Source organism: Chitinophaga sp., from assembly GCF_039596155.1.
GTDB lineage: Bacteria > Bacteroidota > Bacteroidia > Chitinophagales > Chitinophagaceae > Chitinophaga.
On sequence record NZ_JBCNKF010000018.1, the window covers coordinates 101924 to 123950 of the forward strand.

A 22027-nucleotide genomic window follows, 5' to 3' on the forward strand; every position below is an offset into this window, starting at 1 on the left:
ATGACTGACTCACTAGATCCACGTGTCAACCGGCTCCGGTTGAATAATATTGACGCCCCTTTTACCATAGAAGAAGGAGAAAACTGGCAGGCCTATGAAGTATTTCATCAGGAAAAACGTGGCGCACACCATGAACATGTGGGGTGTGTACATGCTCCTGATCCACAGATGGCACTCATCTTCGCCAAGGAACAGTTTGGCAGAAGAAAGAAATGTGTGAATCTCTGGGTCGTCCGCAGTGCTGACATACTGGCTTTCGATCTGGAAGACGAAGATATGTTTGCCAACAATATGGAAAAGACCTACCGCGATGCCAGCGGATTCAAGGTGATGGAAAAGATCAATAAGTTTAAAGGTAAGCCCTGACAATAATGGAACATTTAATAAAAGAATTCGTTACCAAAATGGCAGACGATGCCCTGATACTGGGGCACCGCAATTCTGAATGGACGGGACTCGGTCCTATTATGGAAGAGGATATTGCTTTCTCTTCCATGGCACAGGACAAGATAGGACATGCCTGGGCACTCTATCGTATACTCCAGGAAATGGAGGGAGGACAGGATCCTGACCAGTTTGCATTTTTACGTTCGGAAGGGGATTATAAATGTTGTCACCTGACGGAGATGCCGATTGGCACTTATGAGTTCAGCCTGATGCGACATTTCCTGTTTGACCATGCGGAAACCGTGCGGTATAGCAGTTTGCTCGAAAGCAGTTTTGTGCCCTTGCAACAGTTAGCAAAGAAAGTAAAAGGAGAACTGAAATATCATACGCTACATGCAGATGCCTGGATAATTCAACTGGGGAAAGGAGGGTCAGAGAGTCATGCAAAAATGCAGGCAGCTCTTGATAGTTGTTTTTCACTGGCTTGCGGCATTTTTGAACCAGGACCAGACGATGCACAGCTGAGCGATATTTATCCTGGAGAAAAGATCCTGCAGGAGCACTGGCTGGAGAGTATTTACCCTGTACTCACCAGGGCTGCACTCAATATACCTGAAAATATTACACCTGCATATGGTGGCAGGTATGGGCACCATACTCCTTATCTGCACGTATTGCTGGAAGAAATGGGAGAAGTATTCAGACAGGATCCTGCGGCTGCATGGTGATCCATTAACCGGAAAAAGATGAATACCATCAAAGACATTTATGACTCTCTGGAAAAGGTCATGGACCCTGAGATCCCGGTATTGAATGTACTGGAGATGGGAATGATCACGGAGGTAGCGCAGGATGAAAAAGGAATTCATATAAAAATGATCCCTACATTTTCCGCCTGTCCGGCTATATCTGTGATCAAACAACAGATCAGTAACACGGTAAGCAAAGATTTGCAATTGCCTGTAGAAGTTACCGTAGATACTGCTATACAATGGAATAGTAACAGGCTTACTGAGACAGCGAAGGAAAAGCTCCAGGGCTTTGGTATAGCGGCACCACCAGTACATCGTGGAGAAATAGATACTGATATGTTGCTGCATGTCACCTGCCCTCATTGTGGAAGTGAAAATACATTTATGCGTTCTCCCTTCGGCGCCACCCTGTGCAGGGCCACGCATTTTTGCCGTCAATGTGGAATGATGTTCGAACAGTTTAAGCCCCTTACCTGATTTTTCCTCATATTTATTTACTTTCACGCTTCAAAAAGCAAGGGGCATGAAGATAGGCTTGTATTTTGGATCATTTAATCCTATACATACCGGTCATATGATAATCGCGAATTTCGTGGCTTATCATACTGATCTGGACAAGGTGTGGCTGGTCGTTTCTCCACAAAATCCATTAAAACCATCGGCGTCATTACTAAATGAACATAATCGTTTTCACCTGGTAGAACTGGCCATACAGGATGAGCCGAAGCTCAGGGCCAGCAATATAGAATTCTCTTTACCCAGACCATCATTTACTGTTGATACATTAGCTTACTTATCAGAGAAGTTTCCAACACAGGAGTTTGCGATTATTATGGGAAGCGACAGTTTTCAGAACATTACCCGCTGGCGCAATTATCAGCATATTGTGAGGAATTATCCTATCTATGTGTACAAACGTCCCGGGCATGAGGTAACAGAGACGCATGGCGCCACAGTAAAAATACTGGAAGCGCCGATGCTGGATATATCAGCCACTGATATACGGAACTGGATAAAAGAAGGATTGTCAATCCGTTACATGGTCCCTGACAACGTAGCGGCTTACATAGCAGCGAATAATTACTACAAATGATTACTTTTCTATCCTTACTTCCCGCTTCTTTGTGAGGAATTCATTGGAATAGATTTCCAGCAGCAGGATAAACATAGATATCAACAGCGGTCCGAAGATCAATCCTATAAACCCGAACAGGTTTACGCCAACCAGCACGCCGAATACGGTAATCATAGGGTGTACATCACCAATTTTTTTAGCCAGAATAAATCTGAAGATATTGTCCGACGTGCCTACTACAGCAAATCCATAGACGAGTACTGCTATACCCTGCCAGGTGTTGCCTGTACCCAGGAGGTATACGCCCATTGGCACGTATACAGCAGCAGCGCCTACTACAGGTAGCATAGAGGTACAGCAGGTGACAGCAAACCAGAATATGGGTTCGGGAACTTTGAAAACAAGATACCCGATGAGCGAGACGATACCCTGGATGATGGCAATAAGTGGAATTCCCACCGCATTGGCAATCACCAGTTTGCGGAATTCAGAGCCCAACCGCAATACATTTTCATCTTTCAGGGGGATATATTCGTACAGGTAAGCTTCCATTTCACGGCCACACACCAACATAAAGTAGAGGATAAAGTACATGATAGCAATGGTGGTCAGTGTATTGAATGTCGCTCCCAGCAGGCGGGGGAGTACAGCTGTGAGATAGCCCTGCAATTGCTCCAGTTTTACCTGTGACAGTACGTCTACCTTGGTAGCACTGTGTATTCTTTCATTGAGTGTTTTGAGGCCAGCTATCAGTTCAGAGGTATGTTCCATAGCATAACTTACCTTGTCAGTGAGCATATTGATCATAAGTCCTACTGGCAGCAAGATGATAATGAAGGAAAGAATCATCAGCATGGCGGCGGCCAAAGGCTTTTTCCAGTTACGTTTCTCTACCAGTCTGAACATGTAATTTCTTGAAATTACATAGAGCGTGATGGCGCCCAGGAAGCCGGGGAAAAAAGTGTACATCTCAATAAAAAGGAGAGTAGCCAGCAAAACGATAATCAGCAGGAAACAAATCTGTTTCAGGCGTTCGTTGTCAATCGCGCTCATAAGGTTGATAAGTTAATGTGATAGAAGGTGATACAAAAAGAATACCGTTCACTGCTATTTTGTTCACTGCCTGAACCGTAAATTAATTGGTTGAATTACTGTTAGTTGTTCGGAAAATGTGCGGATCAGTTTTTTAACATGTATTTTCCTTTTAAATTTTAATCTTGGAATAGTGTTTGTACCTCTCATATTCCAAATATGTTAATCTAATTACTCACCTTAAAACCAGAAATTATGGCAAGCAACGGATCAAAAGCAGTTGTATCATTCATTGTTGGCGCAGCAGTAGGTGTTGCTGTAGGTTATTTCCTGAATTCTGACAAGAAAGACGAACTGGTAGACAAACTGAAATATCAGGCAGATAAACTGAAAGATAAACTGAAGAAGAAAAAGGAGCAATATGAGGATGCCCTGGAAAATGAGCTGGCTTAATCCCTTATTGCACTAAAATCATTTGCATGGAAGATAATTTCAGCAACTATTTTAACCAGACAGGCAAGGTTGCCAAAGAGTATCTGGAAACCCGTCTGGACCTCATTAAGCTCCAGGCAGCAGGAAAGCTGTCAAAGGCCCTCGGGCTTTTTTTCTCTTTGATTTTAGCTTTCCTGCTGTTCTTTTTTGTTGTCGTATTTCTTGGAATGGTACTGGGCTTCTGGATTGGAGAAATGACCAATAGTTATACAATTGGATTTTCCTGTTCCGCCGGGCTTTTCATCTTTTTACTCCTGATCCTTTTATGGTTCCGCGAGCCGCTTATTCAGCGACCGTTGTCCAATATGCTGATCAAGGAACTGGTAAGTGAGATGGAGATCGAAGCAAAAGAAGAAGCAGAACTGGAAAAGGAACTGAACAGAATGGAGGAGGAAGACGAATATCATGAGCAGTTATAATTTAACCATCATGAAAAAATAATTACACATGCCCAAGGTGAAGATCACCAATTCAACCACACTGCAAAGTGAGATCCTGAGGTTAAAGAAAAAATCCCGCGCGCTGGAAAATGAGCTGGGAGACCGCGTAGATCATTTCAAAGGTAATTATGGCAAAATGGCCCTCAATTCCATTATTCCCGGTAGTGCAAAGCATTCAGGGTGGATGGGTATTGCGGGCAAGGTAGCGAAAGTAGCCTGGCAAAGTAGCAGTGCCAAATCATTCGCTACCAATGCCCTGATGACAGCATTAGAGTTTGTTGGTGTCAGGATGGGTATCAATCTCTTTGATAAATTCCGCAAGAGCAGGAGTAAAAAGAAGAAAGCAAAGATGGCGGCTACTCCTCCGGAGGAAGATTAGCCCCATACTTTGGTGCCTTCACTGCAGTTTGCACAGATATCGATATTGGCCCGACCCTTCATAATCTGAGTACGGAATCCAACATACTTCTCGTTTTGCCACAGTTCCTTCATGGACTGTTGCTTCAAATCGCCCAGTTTATGCTGGGCGTCCTTGTCAAAACAGCAAGGTACAACCAGACCATCCCAGGTGATAACAGGAGCATGCCACAGGCGCCAGCAGTGATTCCCCATTTTATTCTTGATCTTATAGGTACCATCTTCCATACGGCGATAGCGGCTAAATTTATCAATAGTCGGAATCAGTCGGTTTCCTTCCTCATAATCATACACCTGGGCAGTTTTGAAACGCACCTGGTCTACTCCGATCTCCTTGGCCAGTAACTTGATATCCTCTATCTGGTGCTCGTTTGGCTTTACTACCAGGAACTGGAAGAAAACAAACGGTTTCTTGGAATTCAGTTCCTTTTTCCACTTTACAATGTTCTTTGCTCCCTGAATAACCTTTTCCAGGTTACCACCTACACGGTATTGTGTATACACATCCTGCGTGGTGCCATCGATGGAAATGATCAGGCGGTCCAGACCACTTTCTACTGTCTTACGGGCATTTTCGTCCGTGAGGTAGTGGGCATTCGTAGAGGTAGCAGTGTACAGGCCTTTACTGCTGGCATATTTTACCATGTCCAGGAATCCTGTATTCAGGTAAGGTTCCCCCTGGAAATAAAATATAAGGTAGAGGAGATCTTTGGAGATCTCATCGATAGTTTTTCTGAAAAAGTCCTGATTCAGCATGCCCGTAGGACGGGTGAAAGCGCGTAATCCACTGGGACATTCCGGGCAGCGGAGGTTGCAGGAAGTAGTGGGCTCGAATGATACGGAGATGGGTAATCCCCATTGCACTGGTTTCCGAGACCATTTACTTACAAAATAACTGCTTAGTACTTTTCCGGCATTCCACGCACGACGAGGGGTGAACTTAGAAAGCAGGTTCAACGAATCATTCCAATTAAAATCCGGCATAATACAAACACTTTGGATATTGTAAAAATAAGATAACTATATCGGTTATGGATAATAATATTATACTTGCCATAAATTTGACATAGTCAAAAGGTAGCGGATACTCCAAAAGCAAAGGCTATGCTAAAAGTAGAATTATTACAATCGTGACAAAGTCCAGAGACAAAAAAGCGTGGGGCCTTATAATACTTATCTTCCAATTGGTGGTGATAATCGTCGCCGGTCTCGTTTATTACCAGCTCAAAACAGGAAAACTCAACTTTGTGAGATATGAGGAGTTCGGTATCGACATGCCTGTTGACTATGAGATACATGGAATTGACGTATCTAAGTTTCAGAAGAATATAAACTGGGAAGCCGTGCAGCAGATGCAGGTGGAAAATATCCACATCTCATTTGCATTTATCAAGGCAACAGAGGGTATTACCCGCCAGGATGGTAACTTTAAGCAGAACTGGTCCCGGGCTAAAAAGGCAGGAGTCGTGCGGGGTGCGTATCATTTTTTTTACGCGACCCGGGATCCGCTGAAGCAGGCAATCAACTTCCAGAATGTAGTACAGCTGGAGCCGGGCGACCTGCCACCGGTACTTGATATCGAAGTGAGCAATGGGCAACCTCCTGCTGTGATCAGGAGTACCGCACGTGTATGGCTGGAAGAAATGAAGAAAGCATATGGTGTGAAACCCATCATTTATACGAACGTACATTTTTACGAAACTTATCTTGGCGATGAATTTGGCGACTATCCCCTGTGGGTAGCCCATTATTACCAGAAAAAGAAACCTGCATCTGCACGGAGCTGGCTCTTCTGGCAGCACAATGATGGGGGCAGGGTAAATGGGATCTCGACGACGGTAGACTTCAATGTATTCAGAGGAGATAGCCTGGCATTCAGTAAGTTATTAATTCGCGCAAAAAAACACTAATGGAAAATCAGGAAACACCCCGGCAGGGAGATGAGAAGGCTCCAATGGATATGCGGATCGTATATTACTTTGTGCGTATTATCCGCACCGTCTTTTTGTTTCTATTCTGGGGGATTGTCAATGTATTTCTGGGATTATATCTCGGCTTTGCTGTGCCGGAAGAATCGACACCCGGCCGCATGATCTTCTTTTATAGCTTTGCATTCCTCACACTTGTGGTATACCTCTTCATTGTGTGGAAAACGTGGAGGAAACAAGGCCACACTACCGATAATTATTAAAAAGAAAAATGGCGAACCACGTTTTCCGTAATTCGCCATTTATTGTTGATTAGATTAACTGAAATTAAAGGAGGGCCTGTTGCAGATATGCCTGCTGCATTCCCTTGATGATACGTGCAACGTCTTCCTGAGGTTTGCCAATTTTACGCTCCAACCGTACATAAAGCTCTTTCTCTTTGCCTGATTCAAATACCAGATCTTCATCAGACAACTCTGTGAAACGTTGTTTCAGCAATTTCTTCAGTACCGACCACTGGTAACTACGGATGTTCATTGTAAGCCTTTTTTTTATAGAGTTATTAATATGTGACGTGTTATCCATCGTTCCAGGGTAACAGGGGTATCCTCCATACGAGGTCTAAATCAAACAGTTATCTTCAAGAACGTTATACTATAATATTCAACATCTGTGCCATTTGGCAGCTTTTCGGGGTAAAAAAGTAAACCGCATTGATCAATTACATCCCTTTGTAATAAATAGTTTGCGGAGAACCTATTACTGAATATAGGAATCAAAATTATGCTAAAATTACCGATTTGCCATTTTAGCGCCTGAATTGCAATCAATTGCACGTATAAACTTTGTGTTAAGTTGTGGAGCGCCGGGAAAGCCGTTTGTTGTCGCTTTACGCAATGTGTGGAGGCATTTACTCATACGAGCATTATGAAACGCCCTATTAGCAAGTATTTCGGGATGGTACATACTTTGCAAAGGTATTAGCGTATTGATTGGTAAAAGGAACTGTTAACATTTAAAACGGAAAACCATGCTACATGATAGTGACAAACCGGATAAACAGCCTCCTCGTGAAGAGCATAAACAACCTTTACAGCACAAGGCTGAAGTACTAAAAACCGATAAAGCCGATACTTTTACTAATCCGCTCCATGGCGATCTTTCCGAAGAACCGGAAGATGAAAACCTGGCGGTGAGGGATCAGGATCGATCAAATAATAAAAACTAATTCGTTTGCCATAGTTTATTGATTAACCTATTATGGAGATCAAACGATTAGTAAGATTCTTCTTTAATGTTGTGGTGTATAGCAGGCCGTCCCATTCATGGGATGGTTTTTTTTTTTAGCCATTCCTAACTACTATGATCGGCTATAATTTTCCAATGGCCTTTGATCCTCTTGATTAATAAGGTATATGCTCCCTGAAGGTCACCTGCACTTCGCTGTAAATGCCATTTACCCACTACAAAACAAAGGTCTTTTGCCAGGGGCCTGATTTCCAGAATGTTAAAGTCCAGCTTTCCCATTGCGGCCGTGTCCGGATAAGATTGCCTATATTTTTCCAGGGTGGCTTTCCAGCCATACGTGGGGCCGTGGCTGCCAACAAATACCAAAGAATCTGACTGCCAGTACGTTTGCATAAAGCCCTCTATATTTCCCCGGTTCCAGGTGCTGGTTTGCTCCGCCATCAGCTGACGGATCTCGCTCTCCGGAGTTTGTGCCCAGGTTGCCAGAGAAGGCGTTGTCAACAGGATAAGATACAGGATAAAACGCATGTTAATTTTTAGTAAAAGATAAACAGTTTTTCCGAGGGCCGAGTACTTGATTATACTACCTTTGCAAAAAATCAACAACTTATGCCCGGATATGAATTTTTTGGACCGGAAGAACGCAAAGAAGTAAATGACGTGCTGGAAACCGGCATCTTTATGCGCTATGGGTTTGATGGCCCACGCAAAGGCATCTGGAAAGCAAAGGAGCTGGAACAGGCCATCTCCGAAAAACTGAATGTTGGATACACTCAGATCGTATCCAGCGGTACGGCAGCCCTCACTGTAGCAATGCAGGCGCTGGGTATAGGTGCAGGAGATGAAGTGATCATGCCGACCTTCACATTTGTGGCAAGTTTTGAGTGTATTTTCTCGGTTGGCGCCACCCCGGTGCTGGTAGACGTAGACGATACCCTGACCCTGGACCCTAAAGCGGTTGAGGCAGCAATCACCCCACGTACCAAGGCTGTAATGCCTGTGCATATGTGTGGTTCCATGGCTGACCTGGATGCACTGAAAGCCATCTGTGACAAACATAATCTGATCTTACTGGAAGACGCCTGTCAATCGTTTGGCGCAACTTATAAAGGTAAAGCGGTTGGTACTATCGGCCACGCCGGCGCCTTCTCCTTCGACTTCGTAAAGACCATCACCTGTGCTGAAGGGGGTGCCATCGTTACCAACGACAAGGATATTTATGTAAAAGCAGACGGTTTTTCTGACCATGGCCACGACCACCTGGGCGTAGATCGTGGTGCGGACCTGCACCCATTTATCGGGTATAATTTCCGTATTTCTGAATTGCATGCTGCTGTAGGCCTTGCACAGGTTAGAAAACTGGATACTTTCCTTAGCATCCAGCGCAAAACCAAGAAGATCTTTAAGGATGCACTGTCTGCTATTCCTCAGGTAACTTTCCGCCGTCTGCCTGATGAAGCAGGTGATAGTGCTACCTTCCTGGGCTTCTTCCTGCCTGAAGAATCTCAGGCAAGAGCTGCCGCTGCTGCTATGAAAGCTGCCGGTTTGCCTGCGTTCTACTGGTATGACAACAACTGGCATTATATCCGCAACTGGGAACACTTTAAGCAAAGCACGGTGTTAAGCCGTTTTGCGCCAGGGCTACAACAGGCTATGGAACTGTATAAGGTGAAACAATTCCCTGTTTCCGACGCCATCATGAGCCGCTGCATCTGTACGCCTATCAACTTAGGCTGGAGTGATGCTGAGGTAGCTGAACGTGCTGAGAAACTGGTAAATGCAGTAAAAAGTGCCCTCTAATGAAAAAAGTAGCCTTAATACCTGCCCGCTATGGCGCTACCCGATTTCCGGGTAAGCTGATGGCCAGCCTGGGTGGAAAATCTGTAATTCTCCGCACTTACGAAAGTACCGTGAAAACCGGCGTTTTCGACGAGGTAATGGTCGTAACTGATTCCGATATTATTTATCAGGAGATCATTAGCAATGGAGGGAAAGCTGTCATGAGCCAAAAGGAACATGAATGTGGTACCGACCGTATTGCCGAAGCCATTGCCGATAGGGAAGATGTGGAGATCATCGTGAATGTACAGGGAGACGAACCTTTCACCCAGAAAGAACCGCTGGAAAAACTCCTCCAGGTATTTGAAGGCGAAGCCGGGCAGCAGGTACAGGTCGCATCCCTGATGCAGGAACTGAAAGACTGGACATCCATCGAAGACCCTAACTATGTGAAGGTGGCCGTGGATAAACAGTTCAACGCACTTTTCTTCTCCCGTTCCGTCATCCCTTATCCCCGCGATAAACAGGTGAAATCTGTTTATTATGAGCACATCGGTATCTATGCCTTCCGCCGCAAAACCCTGCTGGACTTTACCACAATGCCGGTAAGCCCGCTGGAAGCCGCTGAAAAAATAGAATGCCTGCGCTACCTGGAAAACGGTATTTCCATGAAAATGGTGGTAACTGAGTACATGGGTGTGGAAATCGATACACCGGAAGACCTGGTGAAAGCAGAAAAATTATTGTAACAATATTAACTGTTCGAGATGAAATTCAGGAACTTTAAGATGGTTGACTACGTGGTATATGGCCGCGGATGTTTTGACCAACTGGATGAAATATTGGCTCCCAACCGTAAGGGCGATGCTCCAATGATATTCTTTGTGGACCATTTCTTTCAGGGAAATGATGCCTTTGCAAAGCGCATCCCGGTTAGAGGCAAGGACAAGATCATATATATAGATGTAACTGACGAACCTAAAACCAAATATGTAGACAAGGTCAGAGATGACCTGAAAGCTGAATTTGGTGAGGTAAGCGGTATCATCGGTATCGGCGGCGGTTCTGTAATGGACATGGCCAAAGCTGTATCCCTCATGATGAAGAACCCTGGTTCTTCTGCTGACTACCAGGGTTGGGACCTGGTGAAATTCCCCGGTGTATATAAGGCAGGAATCCCTACCATCTCCGGTACCGGTGCTGAAGTAAGCCGTACCTGTGTACTGACCGGACCTACCCGCAAACTAGGTATGAATTCTGACTTTACCCCCTTCGACCAGATTGTACTGGATCCTGAATTAATCAGGGGGGTACCTAAAAACCAGATGTTCTATACAGCAATGGATTGCTATATCCACTGTATTGAATCCCTGACCGGTACATATCTGAATGCTTTCAGCCGCTCTTATGGTGAAGAATCCCTGCGCCTGTGCCAGGAGGTATTCCTGCAGAAAGAACAGTGGGATGATGATGCTGATGAGAAACTGATGATGGCCTCTTATGCCGGTGGTATGAGCATCGCTTATTCTCAGGTAGGTGTTGCACATGCTGTGAGCTATGGTCTGGCTTACCTGCTGGGCACCAAACATGGTATTGGTAACTGCATCGTGTTCGACAAGCTGGAAGAGTTCTACCCTGAAGGCGTAGTTGAATTCAAAGAAATGGTGAAGAAGCACAACATCGACATTCCACAGGGTATTACCAAAGGACTGACAGATGAGCAATTCAACATCATGATCGATGTATCCCTGGGCATGGCTCCGCTGTGGGAAAATGCTTTGGGCAAGGACTGGAAAGAGAAGATGACAAGAGAAAGACTGAGAGCACTCTACGAAAGACTGTAATCAGAACAGATATTAAAAGAGAAATCCCGGTGCTGCGAGGCGACCGGGATTTTTATTTTACTAAGCATGAATTATCGTTGAAACCATTTGCCGGGTGAAAATACGAATTGTTTCACGGTTCTCATGCAGCGGTTCTGGTAGATAAAAATTAAATAGACCGTAGCGGCCAGTGTCACAATTGCGGTAGAGTAGAAAGTGACAGGGAAAAACCGGGGATCATTGTGATATACAAATGCAGAGAGATAAGCGCCTATCCCAATTCCTGCTTCCTGTGCTATGTACATAGAGGCCAGTGCCCTTCCTTTGTGTTCAGGTCTGCCCAGGTCAATTGTCCAGGCGGTGACAGCAGGAGAGTTCAAACCTACGGATACTCCATAGATTACAGCAGCTGTGAGCATCAGGGCGGGTGTATGGGCTACTCCCAGTGTGAAGACCCCGATAGCCATGAGCACAGTGGCGATCTTCAGTACAGGCAGCCTGCCGTAGCGGTCAGAAACCTTACCCGCCAACAACCGTATACTGATTGAACTGGCAGTAAAGAAGGTATAGAACAGGCCCTTGCTCGCTGGCGGCAGCCCTACATAATTGCTGAAATCCGGGATGATAGTGAACAACACCCCATAGCTATAATATGTAATGAAGGTAACGATCACGGGTGCGAGTACCAGTGGCTCAAATATTTCTGATTTAGAGATCCGGAGAGCAGAGAAGCTGAAGCGTTGCTTATTCGGCAGCGTCTCTTTCATACCCCCGACCAGAATGACTACTGAAAGAAGGGCAAACACAGCTGACAGCTGGAACATCACGTGTATATCCCAGATAGATGTGACATATCCTCCGATAGCAGGCCCCAGTGCCAAACCGATGGTGCTGAACAGTCCTACCATGCCCATGGCTTCTGCCCTGCGGGTAGTAGGTACGATGTCGGCTACATAGGCAGCTGTGCCGGTAGGTTTGAAACCTGTGGAGAAACCATGAAAGAAACGGAGTAGTAAAAAGGCAGCTACGGTGCTGACCAGGGGATAAAGCAGGCTGCAGATCACGCAGATGACAGCGCCAAAAATCATTACCGGAACGCGGCCAATGGTGTCTGTAAGTTTACCGCTAAAGGGACGTGATAGCCCGGCCATGAGTGTAAACAAAGCAAGAATATAGCCTTTATATTGTTCGCCGCCCATGCTGCTGAGGTAAGCAGGCAAGTCTGGTAGCATCATGTTGTAGCTGGCGGAAAACAGTGCATTGCTAAGGCATAGCATAATAAAGTGGAAGGAATAGATCCTCCCGTGCGACTGATCCATGCTGCAAAGGTAGTGAAGGGCAATAAAAAAGCCGTCTTAATTATTTAAGACAGCTCTTTAATATCATGAAGAAGTTGATTATTAGCGTTTTACGTATTTGAACGCAGCGAACAGGAACATTGCAGCAAATAAAGCGATTACAAGGTAAGTAGCGTAATGAGCAAATGCATCTCCTGCTCTGAAAAAATCTGTGGTCTCTACGTTATTAACTACGGCAAGCAACATAAAAAATTCGTTTAATGATCCGGGGTGCAAGTTAGCACATTCAATTTATAAAAAGGAGGAAAATTTCCGTTACTTCCTGACAGCAGTAAATAACGCAGAAAAGGCACTTATACCTCTGCCTGGAAGTTCCCGGCCTGTCAGGCTAATATTGAATTAATGCCTGTACACATGCATGTAGCCGTGATTTTGCAAGGAAGTGGGCTTCCAGCTCCCCGGCAAATGGTACCGGGGTATCGAGAGAAGCGCAACGCATCACCGGCGCATCCAGTTGGCGGAAACAATGTTCCGCTATCCACGCAGCGATTTCTCCTCCAAATCCTCCTGTAAGGGTAGCTTCATGTAAGATTAATACCTTTCCGGTGGCCGCCACGGTTGCCTGTATGGCCGTGTAATCCAGTGGTTGCAGCGATCTCAGATCCAGGATATGGATAGACATGTCCGCCTGCTGCCTCGCATATTCCAGTGCCCAATGTACACCTGCGCCATAGGTGATGATACTAAGGTCATCACCTTCCTGTACCACCTTCGCTTTTCCTATTTCTATGGTATAAGGCGTGTCCGGCACGGGGCCGCTGACACTTCTGTATAAAGCCTTGTGTTCAAAGAATAATACCGGGTTGGGATCTGCCAGCGCAGCCAGCAATAACCCTTTTGCATCTTCAGGGGTAGCGGGATACACCACTTTCAGTCCGGGAGTATGGGTAAACCATGCTTCATTGCTCTGGGAATGAAAGGGACCTGCTCCTACACCTGCACCAGCCGGTAATCGTACTACTACATTTGCATTTTGGCCCCAACGGTAGTGGATTTTAGCCAGATTGTTTACAATCTGGTTAAACCCGCAGGATACAAAGTCGGCAAACTGCATCTCTACCATGCTCCTGTATCCCATCACGGATAAACCCAGTCCGGCACCGATGATGGCACTTTCGCAGAGAGGAGTGTTGCGCACCCTTTCTTTCCCGAATTGAGTGACTAATCCTTCCGTGATTTTAAATGCACCACCATACTCCGCTATATCCTGCCCCATCAATATGAGATCCGGGTGTAGTTCCATGGCCTGACGCAGGGCATCGGCAATTGCATTGATGAACCGTTTTTCCGAAACTGCACCTGTAGGGGCGATCGGTGGCGGTGCTGGCGCATAGATATCGGCCAGCTCCTCATTTATATTGAAAGCATACACCGGTTCGTGCAATGCTGCCTGTATATCATGATCGATTTCCTGTTTCAAGGATTCCCTGATGGAGTCATCTGCCAGGTTCAGATACTGTAAGAATTGTTCAAAATGTAAGATCGGATCCCGCTGTGCCCAGTATTCCAGCAGGGCAGGGGGTACATACTTTGTGCCACTGGCCTCTTCATGGCCCCGCATTCTAAAGGTAATGGCCTCTATCAATACAGGTTGTCCTTCCTGCAGGGCATGTCGCTTAGCTTCCTGCACCGCATGGTAGACTTCTAAGATATTATTCCCGTCAATGCGCATACCACGGATGCCATATCCAATTGCGCGATCAGTTAACTGATTACAGCGATATTGCTCTGCTATCGGGGTACTTAGGCCATAACCATTATTCTCTATCAGGAAGATCACAGGTAGGTTCCACACAGCGGCCACGTTCAGTGCTTCGTGAAATTCACCTTCGCTGGTGCCACCTTCTCCTGTGAAGGCCAGGGCTACTTTGCCCTCACCCTCCAGTTGAAGAGCCAGTGCAATGCCGTCTGCCACCGACAACTGTGGTCCCAGGTGAGAGATCATTCCAAATATGTGGTGCTCCCTGCTTCCAAAATGAAAAGATCTTTCCCTGCCTTTACTATATCCCAGCGGACTACCCTGCCATTGATGAAACAATTGTTGCAGTGGCATCTGCCTCGTTGTGAACACACCAAGGTTGCGATGTAATGGCAATATCCATTCATCGTCGTCCAGGGCAAGCGTGGCACCTACGGCAATGGCTTCCTGTCCGATACCAGAGAACCATTTGCTGACCTTTCCCTGCCTTAGCAGCAATAACATTTTCTCCTCCACCAGCCGGGGGTATAACAGGGCTTTGTAAAAACCCCGCAATTGGTCGTCACTGATATGTGTGCGGTCGAAGTACATCAGTCATCGTTCCCGGTGCCTGCCAGGCTATTCATAATGCCGGTAACAACTGTCAGCACAAGGCTGAACAGCAGTGCCCAGATAAATCCGTCCACCTTGAAACCACGTACCAGTGAACTGGCGATCATAATGATCAGCGCATTGATGACCAGCAGGAATAATCCCAGTGTCAATACGGTTACAGGTAATGTGAGCAGTATTAAAATGGGTTTCACCAGCAGGTTCAGTATTGCTAATACAATAGCCAGAACGATGGCAGTCGTGAAGCTGTTAATATGCACACCAGGTAACACCTTAGCAGTAATGAGGGCTGCCAGGGCGCTTATTAACAGGCGGATCAGGAAATTCATACAGAGAAATTTGAATGAAAGGTACTGAAATTACAGAAATGCATCGCTTTCCCTGTAAGCCTTTATCAGTGCTACCTCACCTTCTTTTCCCGGGTTGGCATTTCCGTGTTCCATCCCCAGTACTCCTTTGTATCCTTTGTTATGTAAATGTTTGAAAATGTTCTTGTAGTTGATCTCTCCGGTAGTAGGTTCTTTTCTGCCGGGGTTATCTCCGATCTGGATGTAGGCAATTTCGTCCCAGCACAGGTCCATTGTAGGTATCAGGTTGCCCGTGTTGCGCTGCATATGGTAGATATCGTAGAGTATTTTACAACTGGGGCTGTTTACTGCTTTACACACCATATAGCTTTGTTCAGCGGTACGGAGAAAGAGGTCTGCATTGTCGCTCAGGGGCTCCAGTACCATTACCAGGCCCTGTGGTTCCAGGATGGCGGTGCCCAGTCGCAGTGCTTCGATCACATTGGCGGTCTGCACACCCATTGGGAGGTTGCGCTCAAAGTAGCCGGGTACAAAGGTTGCCCATTTGGCATTCACCCGTTTTGCAGTTTCAAGTGCCTTACGGCATATTTTCACGAAGGTATCTTTGAACTCCTGTTTGCCGGTGGTGAGAGAAGTCTTCCAGTTGTCGCCACCGTCTATCACAAAAACGCCCATTTGCATGCCCAGTTTTGCCAGCAGGTTGCCAATCTTTTCCTGTTCGGCAACGTCCCGGTTCATGAGGCCATTGTCTTCAAAGGACCGGAATCCCTGATCGTACATAAACTGAATCTGGTCCAGTACATTATTGCCTGCACTGTTCTTAAACATGCCATCATGGGGGGCATAGTTCAGGTTAAATGGTTTTCCTACAGCTGGTAGCGCTGTTGCCGAGGGATGAGCTGCAGCAGTAGCAGCGCTGAATGCAAGGGTTGACAGACCTGCCAGTGTGCCCTGTTGCAAGAATTTTCTTCTTTCCATAACGTTATATTTATTGCATGAGAGTACTAAATGTATAAAAAACATTGCTTTACCGCAATCGATTTAATAAATTCACTACCGATTATTTAAATCAGTGTTATGAAAAACAAATTGCTTGTACTGTCGCTAGGCTGTATGATCACCCAAAGTGTATCCGGCCAGGACAATAGTCCTCCCAACCAGCCCTATACGGCGACCCTTCCTGGTACTACCGTTTCCTTCAGGATGGTACCTGTTCCCGCTGGTACTTTTAACTGGGGAAGCCCGGTCACGGAGAAGGGGCGAAAGGAAGATGAAGGACCTCGTCAACAGGTCAAAATCGGGGCATTCTGGATGAGCGCACATGAGGTGACCTTCGATGAATACGATGTGTATGCAGATGCTGAAAAAGACAAAACACCTATTCCGGATGGCATGACCCGCCCCAGTCCGCCCTACATTGATCTGACCCTTGGAATGGGGAAACAGGGGGGCTTCCCCGCTAATAGTATGAGTCAGTACGGCGCCCTGAGTTATTGCCGCTGGCTGTATGCAAAAACAGGGATCTTCTATCGCCTGCCTACAGAAGCAGAGTGGGAGTATGCCTGCCGTGCCGGGGCGGCAACGGCCTATCCTTTCGGCAAGGACAGTGCTACCCTGAAACAATATGCATGGTATGCCGGCAACAGTGGCGGTAAATACCATAAAGTAGGGGAGTTGCAACCCAATGCCTGGGGATTGTACGATATGCTGGGTAACGTAGCTGAATGGACCCTTGACCAGTATGATGTACATTATTTAGAACAGGCACCAGATACAGACCCCTGGAAGCAGCCTACTTCCAAAACACCTCGTAGCATCAAGGGAGGAAACTATCTGGACGATGCGACACACCTGCGCAGTGCGGCCCGCCTGAAATCTGATCCGGACTGGAACAGACGTGATCCGCAGATACCTAAGAGCAAGTGGTGGAATGCCGATGCACCTTTTATCGGTTTCCGCATCATCCGTCCTGTAAAGCAACCAACAAAAGAAGAAGCCGAACAGTTCTTTGCTGACGTGCTGGATAAATATATCGGTTCCAGATAACTCGTTAAATAAACTTACTATCATGCAAAAAAAAGAATTCCACTCAGGTCGTCGTGACTTCGTAAAACAAACCTCGCTGCTGGCAGGAGGGTTATTAACCCTGCCTTTGATCAGTCAGGCCAATTTTTTCTCTGGCAGCAATGACGTCATTAAGATCGCTGTGATTGGCTGTGGTGGCCGTGGTACCGGGGCTGCTGTACAAGCCCTGAGCACAAAACAGAATGTTCAGCTGGTAGCAATGGCCGACGCCTTTGCTGACCGCCTGAAAGAAAGTTATGAGAATATAAAAGGCGAAGTAGGGGATCAGCCAGGTCGCCTGAATGTAAAAGAGGAACATAAATTCGTAGGCTTCGATGCTTATATGAAAGCCATTCCACTCGCAGATGTGGTAATACTGGCTACTCCTCCGGGTTTCAGACCTATTCACTTTGAAGAAGCGGTCAGACAGGGGAAACATATTTTCATGGAGAAGCCAGTGGCCACTGATCCTGCCGGCATCAGAAGAGTACTGGCTGCTGCAGAAACGGCAAAGGCAAAAAAGCTGAACGTTGTAGTGGGTTTACAACGTCGCTATCAGAACTCTTACCGGGAATTATTCAAGCGCGCAGAGGATGGCATTATCGGGGATATTACTTCCATAAATGTATGGTGGAACCAGGGTGCACTGTGGGTAAGACCCCGTAAACCAGAATATACGGAAATGGAATACCAGATGCGCAACTGGTATTATTTCAACTGGCTTTGTGGGGATCATATCGTAGAGCAGCACATTCATAATATCGATGTGGGCAACTGGTTCATGAATGAATATCCGGTGACAGCCGTGGGGATGGGCGGACGCCAGGTCCGCACCGGCAAGGAGTATGGGGAAATATATGATCACCATGCCGTGGAATATCGCTTTGCCAATGGTGTAGCAATGAACAGCCAGTGTCGTCACTGGAAGGATAGTGCGAGCCGTGTAGACGAAGAACTGATAGGTACCAAAGGCCGCATCATCTGTGACCGGGCTGTGATACAGGATCACAAAGGGAAAGTATTGTACCAGTTTGATAAGAAACAGGAGAACCAGCCATACCAGTCAGAACATGACGAACTGTTTGCCGCAGTAGCAAAAGGGGAGTACAAATACCATGATGCAGAGCGGGCAGCAAAGACCACGCTCACTGCTATCATCGGCCGCCTGGCTACCTATTCAGGGCAGATTATTCCATTTGATCAGGCATTGAAGCTGGATTTAAATTTACAACCAGCTACCTACGCCTTTGATGCGAAGCCACAGATCTTACCTGATGCGGACGGCAACTATCCCGTAGCAAAACCAGGTACTACCAGATACGTTTAAATTTTGTATAGAGGTTGTATCATAGTTAATTGAGCCTTACCTATATGGAGAGGATGTCCGGGTTAAACCGGATAAAATTGCTGTAGATACAACCTCTATTTATTATATTGGAGTATGAGGAATTGCAGAATCTTACTTGTTGTCATGTTGTTGTTCCTATTGCAACAACCCTTGTTTTCACAGAATACTAAAATTAAAACCTGGTCAGAAAAAGAATTACTTGCCAGCAAAGCCCTGAAACAGGCGCATGTTGGCATTTGCATATACGAACCGGCTACCAATAAATACTGGTACAACTACCAGGAAGATCATTACTTTACACCTGCCTCCAACACTAAGATATTCTCATTATACACAGGTATGTTGCTGCTGGGCGACTCTCTCCCTGCACTCAGGTACCTGGATACGGATTCTGTATTGTATGTACAGGGTACGGCAGATCCGGCTTTCCTGCATCCGGATTACACCCTGCAACCCGCTTTCCGGTTGCTGCAACAAACGAATAAGAAAATAGAGATCGTTCCCGCCAAAAATGAAAATGCACGCTTTGGTTATGGCTGGTCATGGAATGACTATGCAGATTACTACCAGTCAGAGCTGAATGAATGGCCGATGTATGGCAATGTAGCAAGGGTGCGTCATCACGGGGATAGCCTATACATTGTTCCCAAGCTCTATGAACTGACTACAAATAAGGATAACCAACTCACATCGCTGGAGGTAAAGAGAGATGAGCGGAACAACCGTTTCTCCATGGGCTATAACAGCACTATATATAAACCGGAAGAAGAGGAAGTTCCTTTTATCACAGGTGGGCTGGAAGACCTGGCTTTACGCCTGCAGGACACCCTGCACAAACCTGTATATATTGCACGGCAGGTACCTGCCGGACTACAACTCATGAAAGGCATTCCATCCGATTCGCTCTTCCTGCCTATGATGCACAGAAGTGATAATTTCTTTGCAGAGCAAACGTTGATGATGTGTGCCAATCAACTTTTTGATACCATCAGTACACAACACATGATCAGTTATATGCTGGATCATTATCTGAAAGAGCTGCCGGATACGCCTAACTGGGCAGATGGTAGCGGTTTATCAAGGTACAATCTTTTCTCACCCAGAGACTTTGTGTATGTACTCGCTAACATGTACAAAACGTACCCTACATCACGACTCTATAGCCTGTTTGCCACAGGCGGCAAGGGGACTTTAAAGAATTATTACAAAGAGCAGTTTGTACATGCCAAAACCGGTACGCTCACTGGCGTAGTAGCCCTGAGCGGATACCTTGTCACTAAGAAAAATAAGACACTGGTATTTAGTGTGCTTGTGAATAATCACAACAACAGCGCTTCTACCGTCCGGAGGGAGGTCGAGCATTTCCTGACACAGGTGTACGAAAACTATTAGTTTTTACGATCGTAACTCAGCAGAACGATCGTATCGGTCGGAGAATCTTTTTCGATAAACCCGGTGCTGTCGGCATAGAAGTAATTGGCGATCGTACCAATGCTATTGGCCTGGCCGCCGGCAATGATATACCCATCCTGTTTTACACCAATTACCCGTGAATACGTCTTGCCCATTACTGTCTTCGGAGTTCCTTTCTGAATGATGTGATAATCCAGCAAAGCTGTTTCCGGATCACCGTGGAAGGTGGTGGCTTTGATGGTATCAGACCAATGTGCGTTCAGTGCATAATTATCGTACAGAAATGGTCTTACAGCAGCAGGATGATAAGAGGTAGATGAAGTATAGGCTGGCTCAAACAGGTAGTACCCTCCCTTATTGTAGCGAATGAATTGCAGGTTATAGCCATCGGATAGAACGGCGTAGGTATTACCCTGCAATACCGTATCGCCCGTGACTGTCACGGTATAATAATAGGTAGCAGTTTGTGTTTTGTACATATAGTTATATGTAGAGCCCTTCGTATATGGCGCATAGTCATATACAACTTCCGGGGTCTTGACGGTATCTGCCTTCGGTATTTCAGGCATTCCTTCATAACTATATTCTTTTTTACAGGCAGTCGCCAGGCACAGTACGAGGATAACGGGTGCAAAAACCCGCTTAAAGTATGGCATAGTCTTATCACTCTTTTAAAGTTGGCAATCGGTTTCAGAGGATAGTATATCAATAAACGTAATTGGGAGTCCTACAGATTTTCTTATGGATTACAAAGGGTAAGATTGTCGGTTTTGAGGGTGTCAATGATGCTATTTGCGGTATAGGGGCCCAGTTCTTTCTGAAATACGAGATGACCGCATTGGTCGGTAAGTGTAAGAATCAGTGGTTGGTTAGCGGCTACGTTTCCTGTCAGGTGGCCAGCTGCATTGGTATAAGTGAAGGAAGGGATGAAATCGATTTTGGTAGCAATAGTGGTGAGCAGGTTTGCCACTGGTACACCAGACTCCTGGAAGATATTAGCATCCAGTGTGACCTGTGCATAGGTTGTGGCAAACAGCCAGCGGGTACCCTGCCTGATATTGCCGGTATAGTTGGTCCCTTGTTTATACCCCAGGGTTTCCTGTTTCCAGTAGCCGCTGATGGTATCCAGATAGTAGAGGCCAATTTGTGCCGGAGCGCTGGCCCGGTAGGCTCCGGGGATGTTCATGGTGATATTCACAAGGTGCTCACCATCCGGATGAAGCGCCACATTGCTGGTATCTTTCAAATCGACAGCCACCTGTCCATAAGGGATCAGGCCCACTTGATGACCGTTGTTATCAATCCCGCGCAGATCGCCTGCCATGCGGGTAGCAAGGGTAGGATCTGAGGGATAGATATAATCTACAGATACCGAAACGGTACCTTTATACACCTGATTGGCAGAATTATAAATCTGGTTCGGAGAGAAGACGATGTTCACCCCTGTAAACCCAACATTCCCCACGGCAGTTCCGGAAAAGGATGTCGTCAGGTCTTTGGGAGCCAGCATTATCTCCAGGTATTGGTGTCCGTAGGCATGTGCCATGAGAGTGCGTATGCCATCAAGATAGCCTGTTTTTTTAATGGAGATCACCGCAGCATTTGTATCGACCATGACGTTGGAGAATACAAAGTTGCCATCTTCGTCAGTGGTCGTGCTTTGACCACTACAGAACACGGTTGCATTGGAAAGTGGTTGCCGTGATTTGTCTATTATCCGGCCCTGAAAAGAGGAGGGAGCAGTAGTTATTTCCTGAACGGGATGCATTGTTTCGGCGGAAATGATCTTTTTACAGGCAGTTGCTGCCAACAGTAGTAGTAATGGGGACAATCTTAATAAGTACATAGTGAC

At 46.1% G+C, this 22027-nt stretch carries 27 protein-coding genes; 16 read left to right on the plus strand and 11 right to left on the minus strand.

What is annotated here, in order from left to right:
• The 4 genes from ABDW33_RS18130 to nadD are packed head-to-tail and all read left to right on the plus strand — an operon-like array spanning nucleotide 1 to nucleotide 2232.
• Complete coding sequence (locus tag ABDW33_RS18130) at nucleotides 1-366, plus strand: 1,2-phenylacetyl-CoA epoxidase subunit B (RefSeq protein ID WP_146968425.1); 366 nt, start codon at nucleotides 1-3, stop codon at nucleotides 364-366.
• A 5-nt stretch (nucleotides 367-371) separates the two neighbouring features.
• A complete protein-coding gene (gene paaC / locus ABDW33_RS18135) occupies nucleotides 372-1115 on the plus strand; it encodes a 1,2-phenylacetyl-CoA epoxidase subunit PaaC (RefSeq protein WP_343691499.1) in 744 nt (247 codons plus the stop codon).
• Nucleotides 1116-1133: 18 nt separating this feature from the next.
• Complete coding sequence (gene paaD, locus ABDW33_RS18140; protein WP_343691500.1) at nucleotides 1134-1616, plus strand: 1,2-phenylacetyl-CoA epoxidase subunit PaaD; 483 nt, start codon at nucleotides 1134-1136, stop codon at nucleotides 1614-1616.
• A gap of 46 nt (nucleotides 1617-1662) precedes the next feature.
• Complete coding sequence (gene nadD, locus ABDW33_RS18145; RefSeq protein WP_343691501.1) at nucleotides 1663-2232, plus strand: nicotinate (nicotinamide) nucleotide adenylyltransferase; 570 nt, start codon at nucleotides 1663-1665, stop codon at nucleotides 2230-2232.
• On the opposite strand, the gene ABDW33_RS18150 is transcribed toward nadD, so the two are convergent.
• Entirely contained in the window at nucleotides 2233-3267 is a 1035-nt protein-coding gene (locus ABDW33_RS18150; RefSeq protein WP_343691502.1) for an AI-2E family transporter, read from the minus strand. It abuts the gene before it with no gap.
• Nucleotides 3268-3501: 234 nt separating this feature from the next.
• Between ABDW33_RS18150 and ABDW33_RS18155 the strand changes: the two genes are divergently transcribed.
• From ABDW33_RS18155 to ABDW33_RS18165, 3 genes are read left to right on the plus strand one after another with little or no spacing between them, the layout of a single operon-like run.
• On the plus strand, nucleotides 3502-3699 hold the full coding sequence (locus ABDW33_RS18155; protein ID WP_072366229.1) for a YtxH domain-containing protein: 198 nt from the start codon (nucleotides 3502-3504) through the stop codon (nucleotides 3697-3699).
• A gap of 26 nt (nucleotides 3700-3725) precedes the next feature.
• Nucleotides 3726-4157, plus strand: a complete 432-nt coding sequence (locus tag ABDW33_RS18160; protein ID WP_343691503.1) for a hypothetical protein — start codon at nucleotides 3726-3728, stop codon at nucleotides 4155-4157.
• Nucleotides 4158-4185: 28 nt separating this feature from the next.
• Nucleotides 4186-4557: a hypothetical protein gene (locus tag ABDW33_RS18165; RefSeq protein ID WP_343691504.1), complete on the plus strand. Its 372-nt coding sequence runs from the start codon at nucleotides 4186-4188 to the stop codon at nucleotides 4555-4557.
• Here ABDW33_RS18165 and ABDW33_RS18170 read toward each other — a convergent pair.
• The gene (locus ABDW33_RS18170) at nucleotides 4554-5579 is read right to left on the minus strand and encodes an SPASM domain-containing protein (protein ID WP_343691505.1); all 1026 of its coding nucleotides are present in this window, start codon (nucleotides 5577-5579) and stop codon (nucleotides 4554-4556) included. The two genes, ABDW33_RS18165 and ABDW33_RS18170, sit on opposite strands and share 4 nt — an antisense overlap.
• A gap of 146 nt (nucleotides 5580-5725) precedes the next feature.
• Here ABDW33_RS18170 and ABDW33_RS18175 point away from each other — a divergent pair, with 146 nt between their 5' ends.
• Nucleotides 5726-6505 (plus strand): glycoside hydrolase family 25 protein, encoded by a 780-nt coding sequence (locus ABDW33_RS18175; protein ID WP_343691506.1) that lies wholly within the window; start codon nucleotides 5726-5728, stop codon nucleotides 6503-6505.
• A complete protein-coding gene (locus tag ABDW33_RS18180; protein WP_343691507.1) occupies nucleotides 6505-6786 on the plus strand; it encodes a hypothetical protein in 282 nt (93 codons plus the stop codon). The genes ABDW33_RS18175 and ABDW33_RS18180 overlap by 1 nt, the downstream gene beginning before the upstream one ends.
• Before the next feature lie 64 nt (nucleotides 6787-6850).
• Here the strand turns inward: ABDW33_RS18180 and ABDW33_RS18185 are convergent, their stop codons facing one another.
• Nucleotides 6851-7060 (minus strand): hypothetical protein, encoded by a 210-nt coding sequence (locus tag ABDW33_RS18185; protein WP_083725077.1) that lies wholly within the window; start codon nucleotides 7058-7060, stop codon nucleotides 6851-6853.
• A gap of 493 nt (nucleotides 7061-7553) precedes the next feature.
• Between ABDW33_RS18185 and ABDW33_RS18190 the strand changes: the two genes are divergently transcribed.
• Nucleotides 7554-7751, plus strand: coding sequence for a hypothetical protein (locus tag ABDW33_RS18190; RefSeq protein WP_343691508.1), 198 nt, complete (start codon nucleotides 7554-7556; stop codon nucleotides 7749-7751).
• A 125-nt stretch (nucleotides 7752-7876) separates the two neighbouring features.
• Here ABDW33_RS18190 and ABDW33_RS18195 read toward each other — a convergent pair whose 3' ends face one another.
• Complete coding sequence (locus ABDW33_RS18195) at nucleotides 7877-8299, minus strand: DUF4440 domain-containing protein (RefSeq protein WP_343691509.1); 423 nt, start codon at nucleotides 8297-8299, stop codon at nucleotides 7877-7879.
• A gap of 81 nt (nucleotides 8300-8380) precedes the next feature.
• Here ABDW33_RS18195 and ABDW33_RS18200 point away from each other — a divergent pair, with 81 nt between their 5' ends.
• From ABDW33_RS18200 to ABDW33_RS18210, 3 genes are read left to right on the plus strand one after another with little or no spacing between them, the layout of a single operon-like run.
• Nucleotides 8381-9571 (plus strand): DegT/DnrJ/EryC1/StrS family aminotransferase, encoded by a 1191-nt coding sequence (locus ABDW33_RS18200; protein ID WP_343691510.1) that lies wholly within the window; start codon nucleotides 8381-8383, stop codon nucleotides 9569-9571.
• A complete protein-coding gene (gene kdsB, locus ABDW33_RS18205; protein ID WP_343691511.1) occupies nucleotides 9571-10299 on the plus strand; it encodes a 3-deoxy-manno-octulosonate cytidylyltransferase in 729 nt (242 codons plus the stop codon). Before ABDW33_RS18200 ends, kdsB begins: the two co-directional genes overlap by 1 nt.
• 18 nt (nucleotides 10300-10317) lie before the next feature.
• Nucleotides 10318-11394: an iron-containing alcohol dehydrogenase family protein gene (locus tag ABDW33_RS18210; RefSeq protein WP_343691512.1), complete on the plus strand. Its 1077-nt coding sequence runs from the start codon at nucleotides 10318-10320 to the stop codon at nucleotides 11392-11394.
• Between the two features lie 71 nt (nucleotides 11395-11465).
• Here ABDW33_RS18210 and ABDW33_RS18215 read toward each other — a convergent pair whose 3' ends face one another.
• From ABDW33_RS18215 to ABDW33_RS18235, 5 genes are all read right to left on the minus strand, one after another.
• Nucleotides 11466-12692, minus strand: a complete 1227-nt coding sequence (locus ABDW33_RS18215) for an MFS transporter (protein ID WP_343691513.1) — start codon at nucleotides 12690-12692, stop codon at nucleotides 11466-11468.
• Between the two features lie 81 nt (nucleotides 12693-12773).
• The gene (locus ABDW33_RS18220; RefSeq protein ID WP_343691514.1) at nucleotides 12774-12917 is read right to left on the minus strand and encodes a hypothetical protein; all 144 of its coding nucleotides are present in this window, start codon (nucleotides 12915-12917) and stop codon (nucleotides 12774-12776) included.
• 142 nt (nucleotides 12918-13059) lie between these two features.
• Nucleotides 13060-15021 (minus strand): dehydrogenase E1 component subunit alpha/beta, encoded by a 1962-nt coding sequence (locus tag ABDW33_RS18225; protein WP_343691515.1) that lies wholly within the window; start codon nucleotides 15019-15021, stop codon nucleotides 13060-13062.
• Nucleotides 15021-15371 (minus strand): phage holin family protein, encoded by a 351-nt coding sequence (locus tag ABDW33_RS18230; RefSeq protein ID WP_343691516.1) that lies wholly within the window; start codon nucleotides 15369-15371, stop codon nucleotides 15021-15023. Before ABDW33_RS18230 ends, ABDW33_RS18225 begins: the two co-directional genes overlap by 1 nt.
• A 30-nt stretch (nucleotides 15372-15401) precedes the next feature.
• The gene (locus ABDW33_RS18235) at nucleotides 15402-16328 is read right to left on the minus strand and encodes a TIM barrel protein (protein ID WP_343691517.1); all 927 of its coding nucleotides are present in this window, start codon (nucleotides 16326-16328) and stop codon (nucleotides 15402-15404) included.
• Nucleotides 16329-16427: 99 nt separating this feature from the next.
• Here ABDW33_RS18235 and ABDW33_RS18240 point away from each other — a divergent pair, with 99 nt between their 5' ends.
• From ABDW33_RS18240 to ABDW33_RS18250, 3 genes are all read left to right on the plus strand, one after another.
• Complete coding sequence (locus ABDW33_RS18240; protein WP_343691518.1) at nucleotides 16428-17396, plus strand: formylglycine-generating enzyme family protein; 969 nt, start codon at nucleotides 16428-16430, stop codon at nucleotides 17394-17396.
• A gap of 22 nt (nucleotides 17397-17418) precedes the next feature.
• Nucleotides 17419-18741: a Gfo/Idh/MocA family oxidoreductase gene (locus ABDW33_RS18245; RefSeq protein WP_343691519.1), complete on the plus strand. Its 1323-nt coding sequence runs from the start codon at nucleotides 17419-17421 to the stop codon at nucleotides 18739-18741.
• A gap of 114 nt (nucleotides 18742-18855) precedes the next feature.
• Nucleotides 18856-20154 (plus strand): D-alanyl-D-alanine carboxypeptidase, encoded by a 1299-nt coding sequence (locus tag ABDW33_RS18250; protein ID WP_343691520.1) that lies wholly within the window; start codon nucleotides 18856-18858, stop codon nucleotides 20152-20154.
• Here the strand turns inward: ABDW33_RS18250 and ABDW33_RS18255 are convergent.
• Together ABDW33_RS18255 and ABDW33_RS18260 are read right to left on the minus strand one after the other, a co-directional pair.
• Entirely contained in the window at nucleotides 20151-20831 is a 681-nt protein-coding gene (locus ABDW33_RS18255; RefSeq protein WP_343691521.1) for a hypothetical protein, read from the minus strand. The two genes, ABDW33_RS18250 and ABDW33_RS18255, sit on opposite strands and share 4 nt — an antisense overlap.
• Nucleotides 20832-20914: 83 nt before the next feature.
• Nucleotides 20915-22021: a carboxypeptidase-like regulatory domain-containing protein gene (locus tag ABDW33_RS18260; protein ID WP_343691522.1), complete on the minus strand. Its 1107-nt coding sequence runs from the start codon at nucleotides 22019-22021 to the stop codon at nucleotides 20915-20917.
• Between the last annotated feature and the right edge of the window lie 6 nt (nucleotides 22022-22027).

Coding starts and splice junctions, on each gene's coding strand:
- nadD (WP_343691501.1), top strand. CDS start 1,663: ATGAAGATAGGCTTGTATTTTGGATCATTTAATCCTATACATACCGGT.
- ABDW33_RS18215 (WP_343691513.1), bottom strand. CDS start 12,692: ATGGATCAGTCGCACGGGAGGATCTATTCCTTCCACTTTATTATGCTA.
- ABDW33_RS18245 (WP_343691519.1), top strand. CDS start 17,419: ATGCAAAAAAAAGAATTCCACTCAGGTCGTCGTGACTTCGTAAAACAA.
- ABDW33_RS18195 (WP_343691509.1), bottom strand. CDS start 8,299: ATGCGTTTTATCCTGTATCTTATCCTGTTGACAACGCCTTCTCTGGCA.
- ABDW33_RS18185 (WP_083725077.1), bottom strand. CDS start 7,060: ATGAACATCCGTAGTTACCAGTGGTCGGTACTGAAGAAATTGCTGAAA.
- ABDW33_RS18255 (WP_343691521.1), bottom strand. CDS start 20,831: ATGCCATACTTTAAGCGGGTTTTTGCACCCGTTATCCTCGTACTGTGC.
- paaC (WP_343691499.1), top strand. CDS start 372: ATGGAACATTTAATAAAAGAATTCGTTACCAAAATGGCAGACGATGCC.
- ABDW33_RS18225 (WP_343691515.1), bottom strand. CDS start 15,021: ATGTACTTCGACCGCACACATATCAGTGACGACCAATTGCGGGGTTTT.
- ABDW33_RS18190 (WP_343691508.1), top strand. CDS start 7,554: ATGCTACATGATAGTGACAAACCGGATAAACAGCCTCCTCGTGAAGAG.
- paaD (WP_343691500.1), top strand. CDS start 1,134: ATGAATACCATCAAAGACATTTATGACTCTCTGGAAAAGGTCATGGAC.
- ABDW33_RS18170 (WP_343691505.1), bottom strand. CDS start 5,579: ATGCCGGATTTTAATTGGAATGATTCGTTGAACCTGCTTTCTAAGTTC.
- ABDW33_RS18150 (WP_343691502.1), bottom strand. CDS start 3,267: ATGAGCGCGATTGACAACGAACGCCTGAAACAGATTTGTTTCCTGCTG.
- ABDW33_RS18250 (WP_343691520.1), top strand. CDS start 18,856: ATGAGGAATTGCAGAATCTTACTTGTTGTCATGTTGTTGTTCCTATTG.
- ABDW33_RS18220 (WP_343691514.1), bottom strand. CDS start 12,917: ATGTTGCTTGCCGTAGTTAATAACGTAGAGACCACAGATTTTTTCAGA.
- ABDW33_RS18230 (WP_343691516.1), bottom strand. CDS start 15,371: ATGAATTTCCTGATCCGCCTGTTAATAAGCGCCCTGGCAGCCCTCATT.
- kdsB (WP_343691511.1), top strand. CDS start 9,571: ATGAAAAAAGTAGCCTTAATACCTGCCCGCTATGGCGCTACCCGATTT.
- ABDW33_RS18200 (WP_343691510.1), top strand. CDS start 8,381: ATGCCCGGATATGAATTTTTTGGACCGGAAGAACGCAAAGAAGTAAAT.
- ABDW33_RS18260 (WP_343691522.1), bottom strand. CDS start 22,021: ATGTACTTATTAAGATTGTCCCCATTACTACTACTGTTGGCAGCAACT.
- ABDW33_RS18235 (WP_343691517.1), bottom strand. CDS start 16,328: ATGGAAAGAAGAAAATTCTTGCAACAGGGCACACTGGCAGGTCTGTCA.
- ABDW33_RS18160 (WP_343691503.1), top strand. CDS start 3,726: ATGGAAGATAATTTCAGCAACTATTTTAACCAGACAGGCAAGGTTGCC.
- ABDW33_RS18130 (WP_146968425.1), top strand. CDS start 1: ATGACTGACTCACTAGATCCACGTGTCAACCGGCTCCGGTTGAATAAT.
- ABDW33_RS18210 (WP_343691512.1), top strand. CDS start 10,318: ATGAAATTCAGGAACTTTAAGATGGTTGACTACGTGGTATATGGCCGC.
- ABDW33_RS18165 (WP_343691504.1), top strand. CDS start 4,186: ATGCCCAAGGTGAAGATCACCAATTCAACCACACTGCAAAGTGAGATC.
- ABDW33_RS18155 (WP_072366229.1), top strand. CDS start 3,502: ATGGCAAGCAACGGATCAAAAGCAGTTGTATCATTCATTGTTGGCGCA.
- ABDW33_RS18180 (WP_343691507.1), top strand. CDS start 6,505: ATGGAAAATCAGGAAACACCCCGGCAGGGAGATGAGAAGGCTCCAATG.
- ABDW33_RS18240 (WP_343691518.1), top strand. CDS start 16,428: ATGAAAAACAAATTGCTTGTACTGTCGCTAGGCTGTATGATCACCCAA.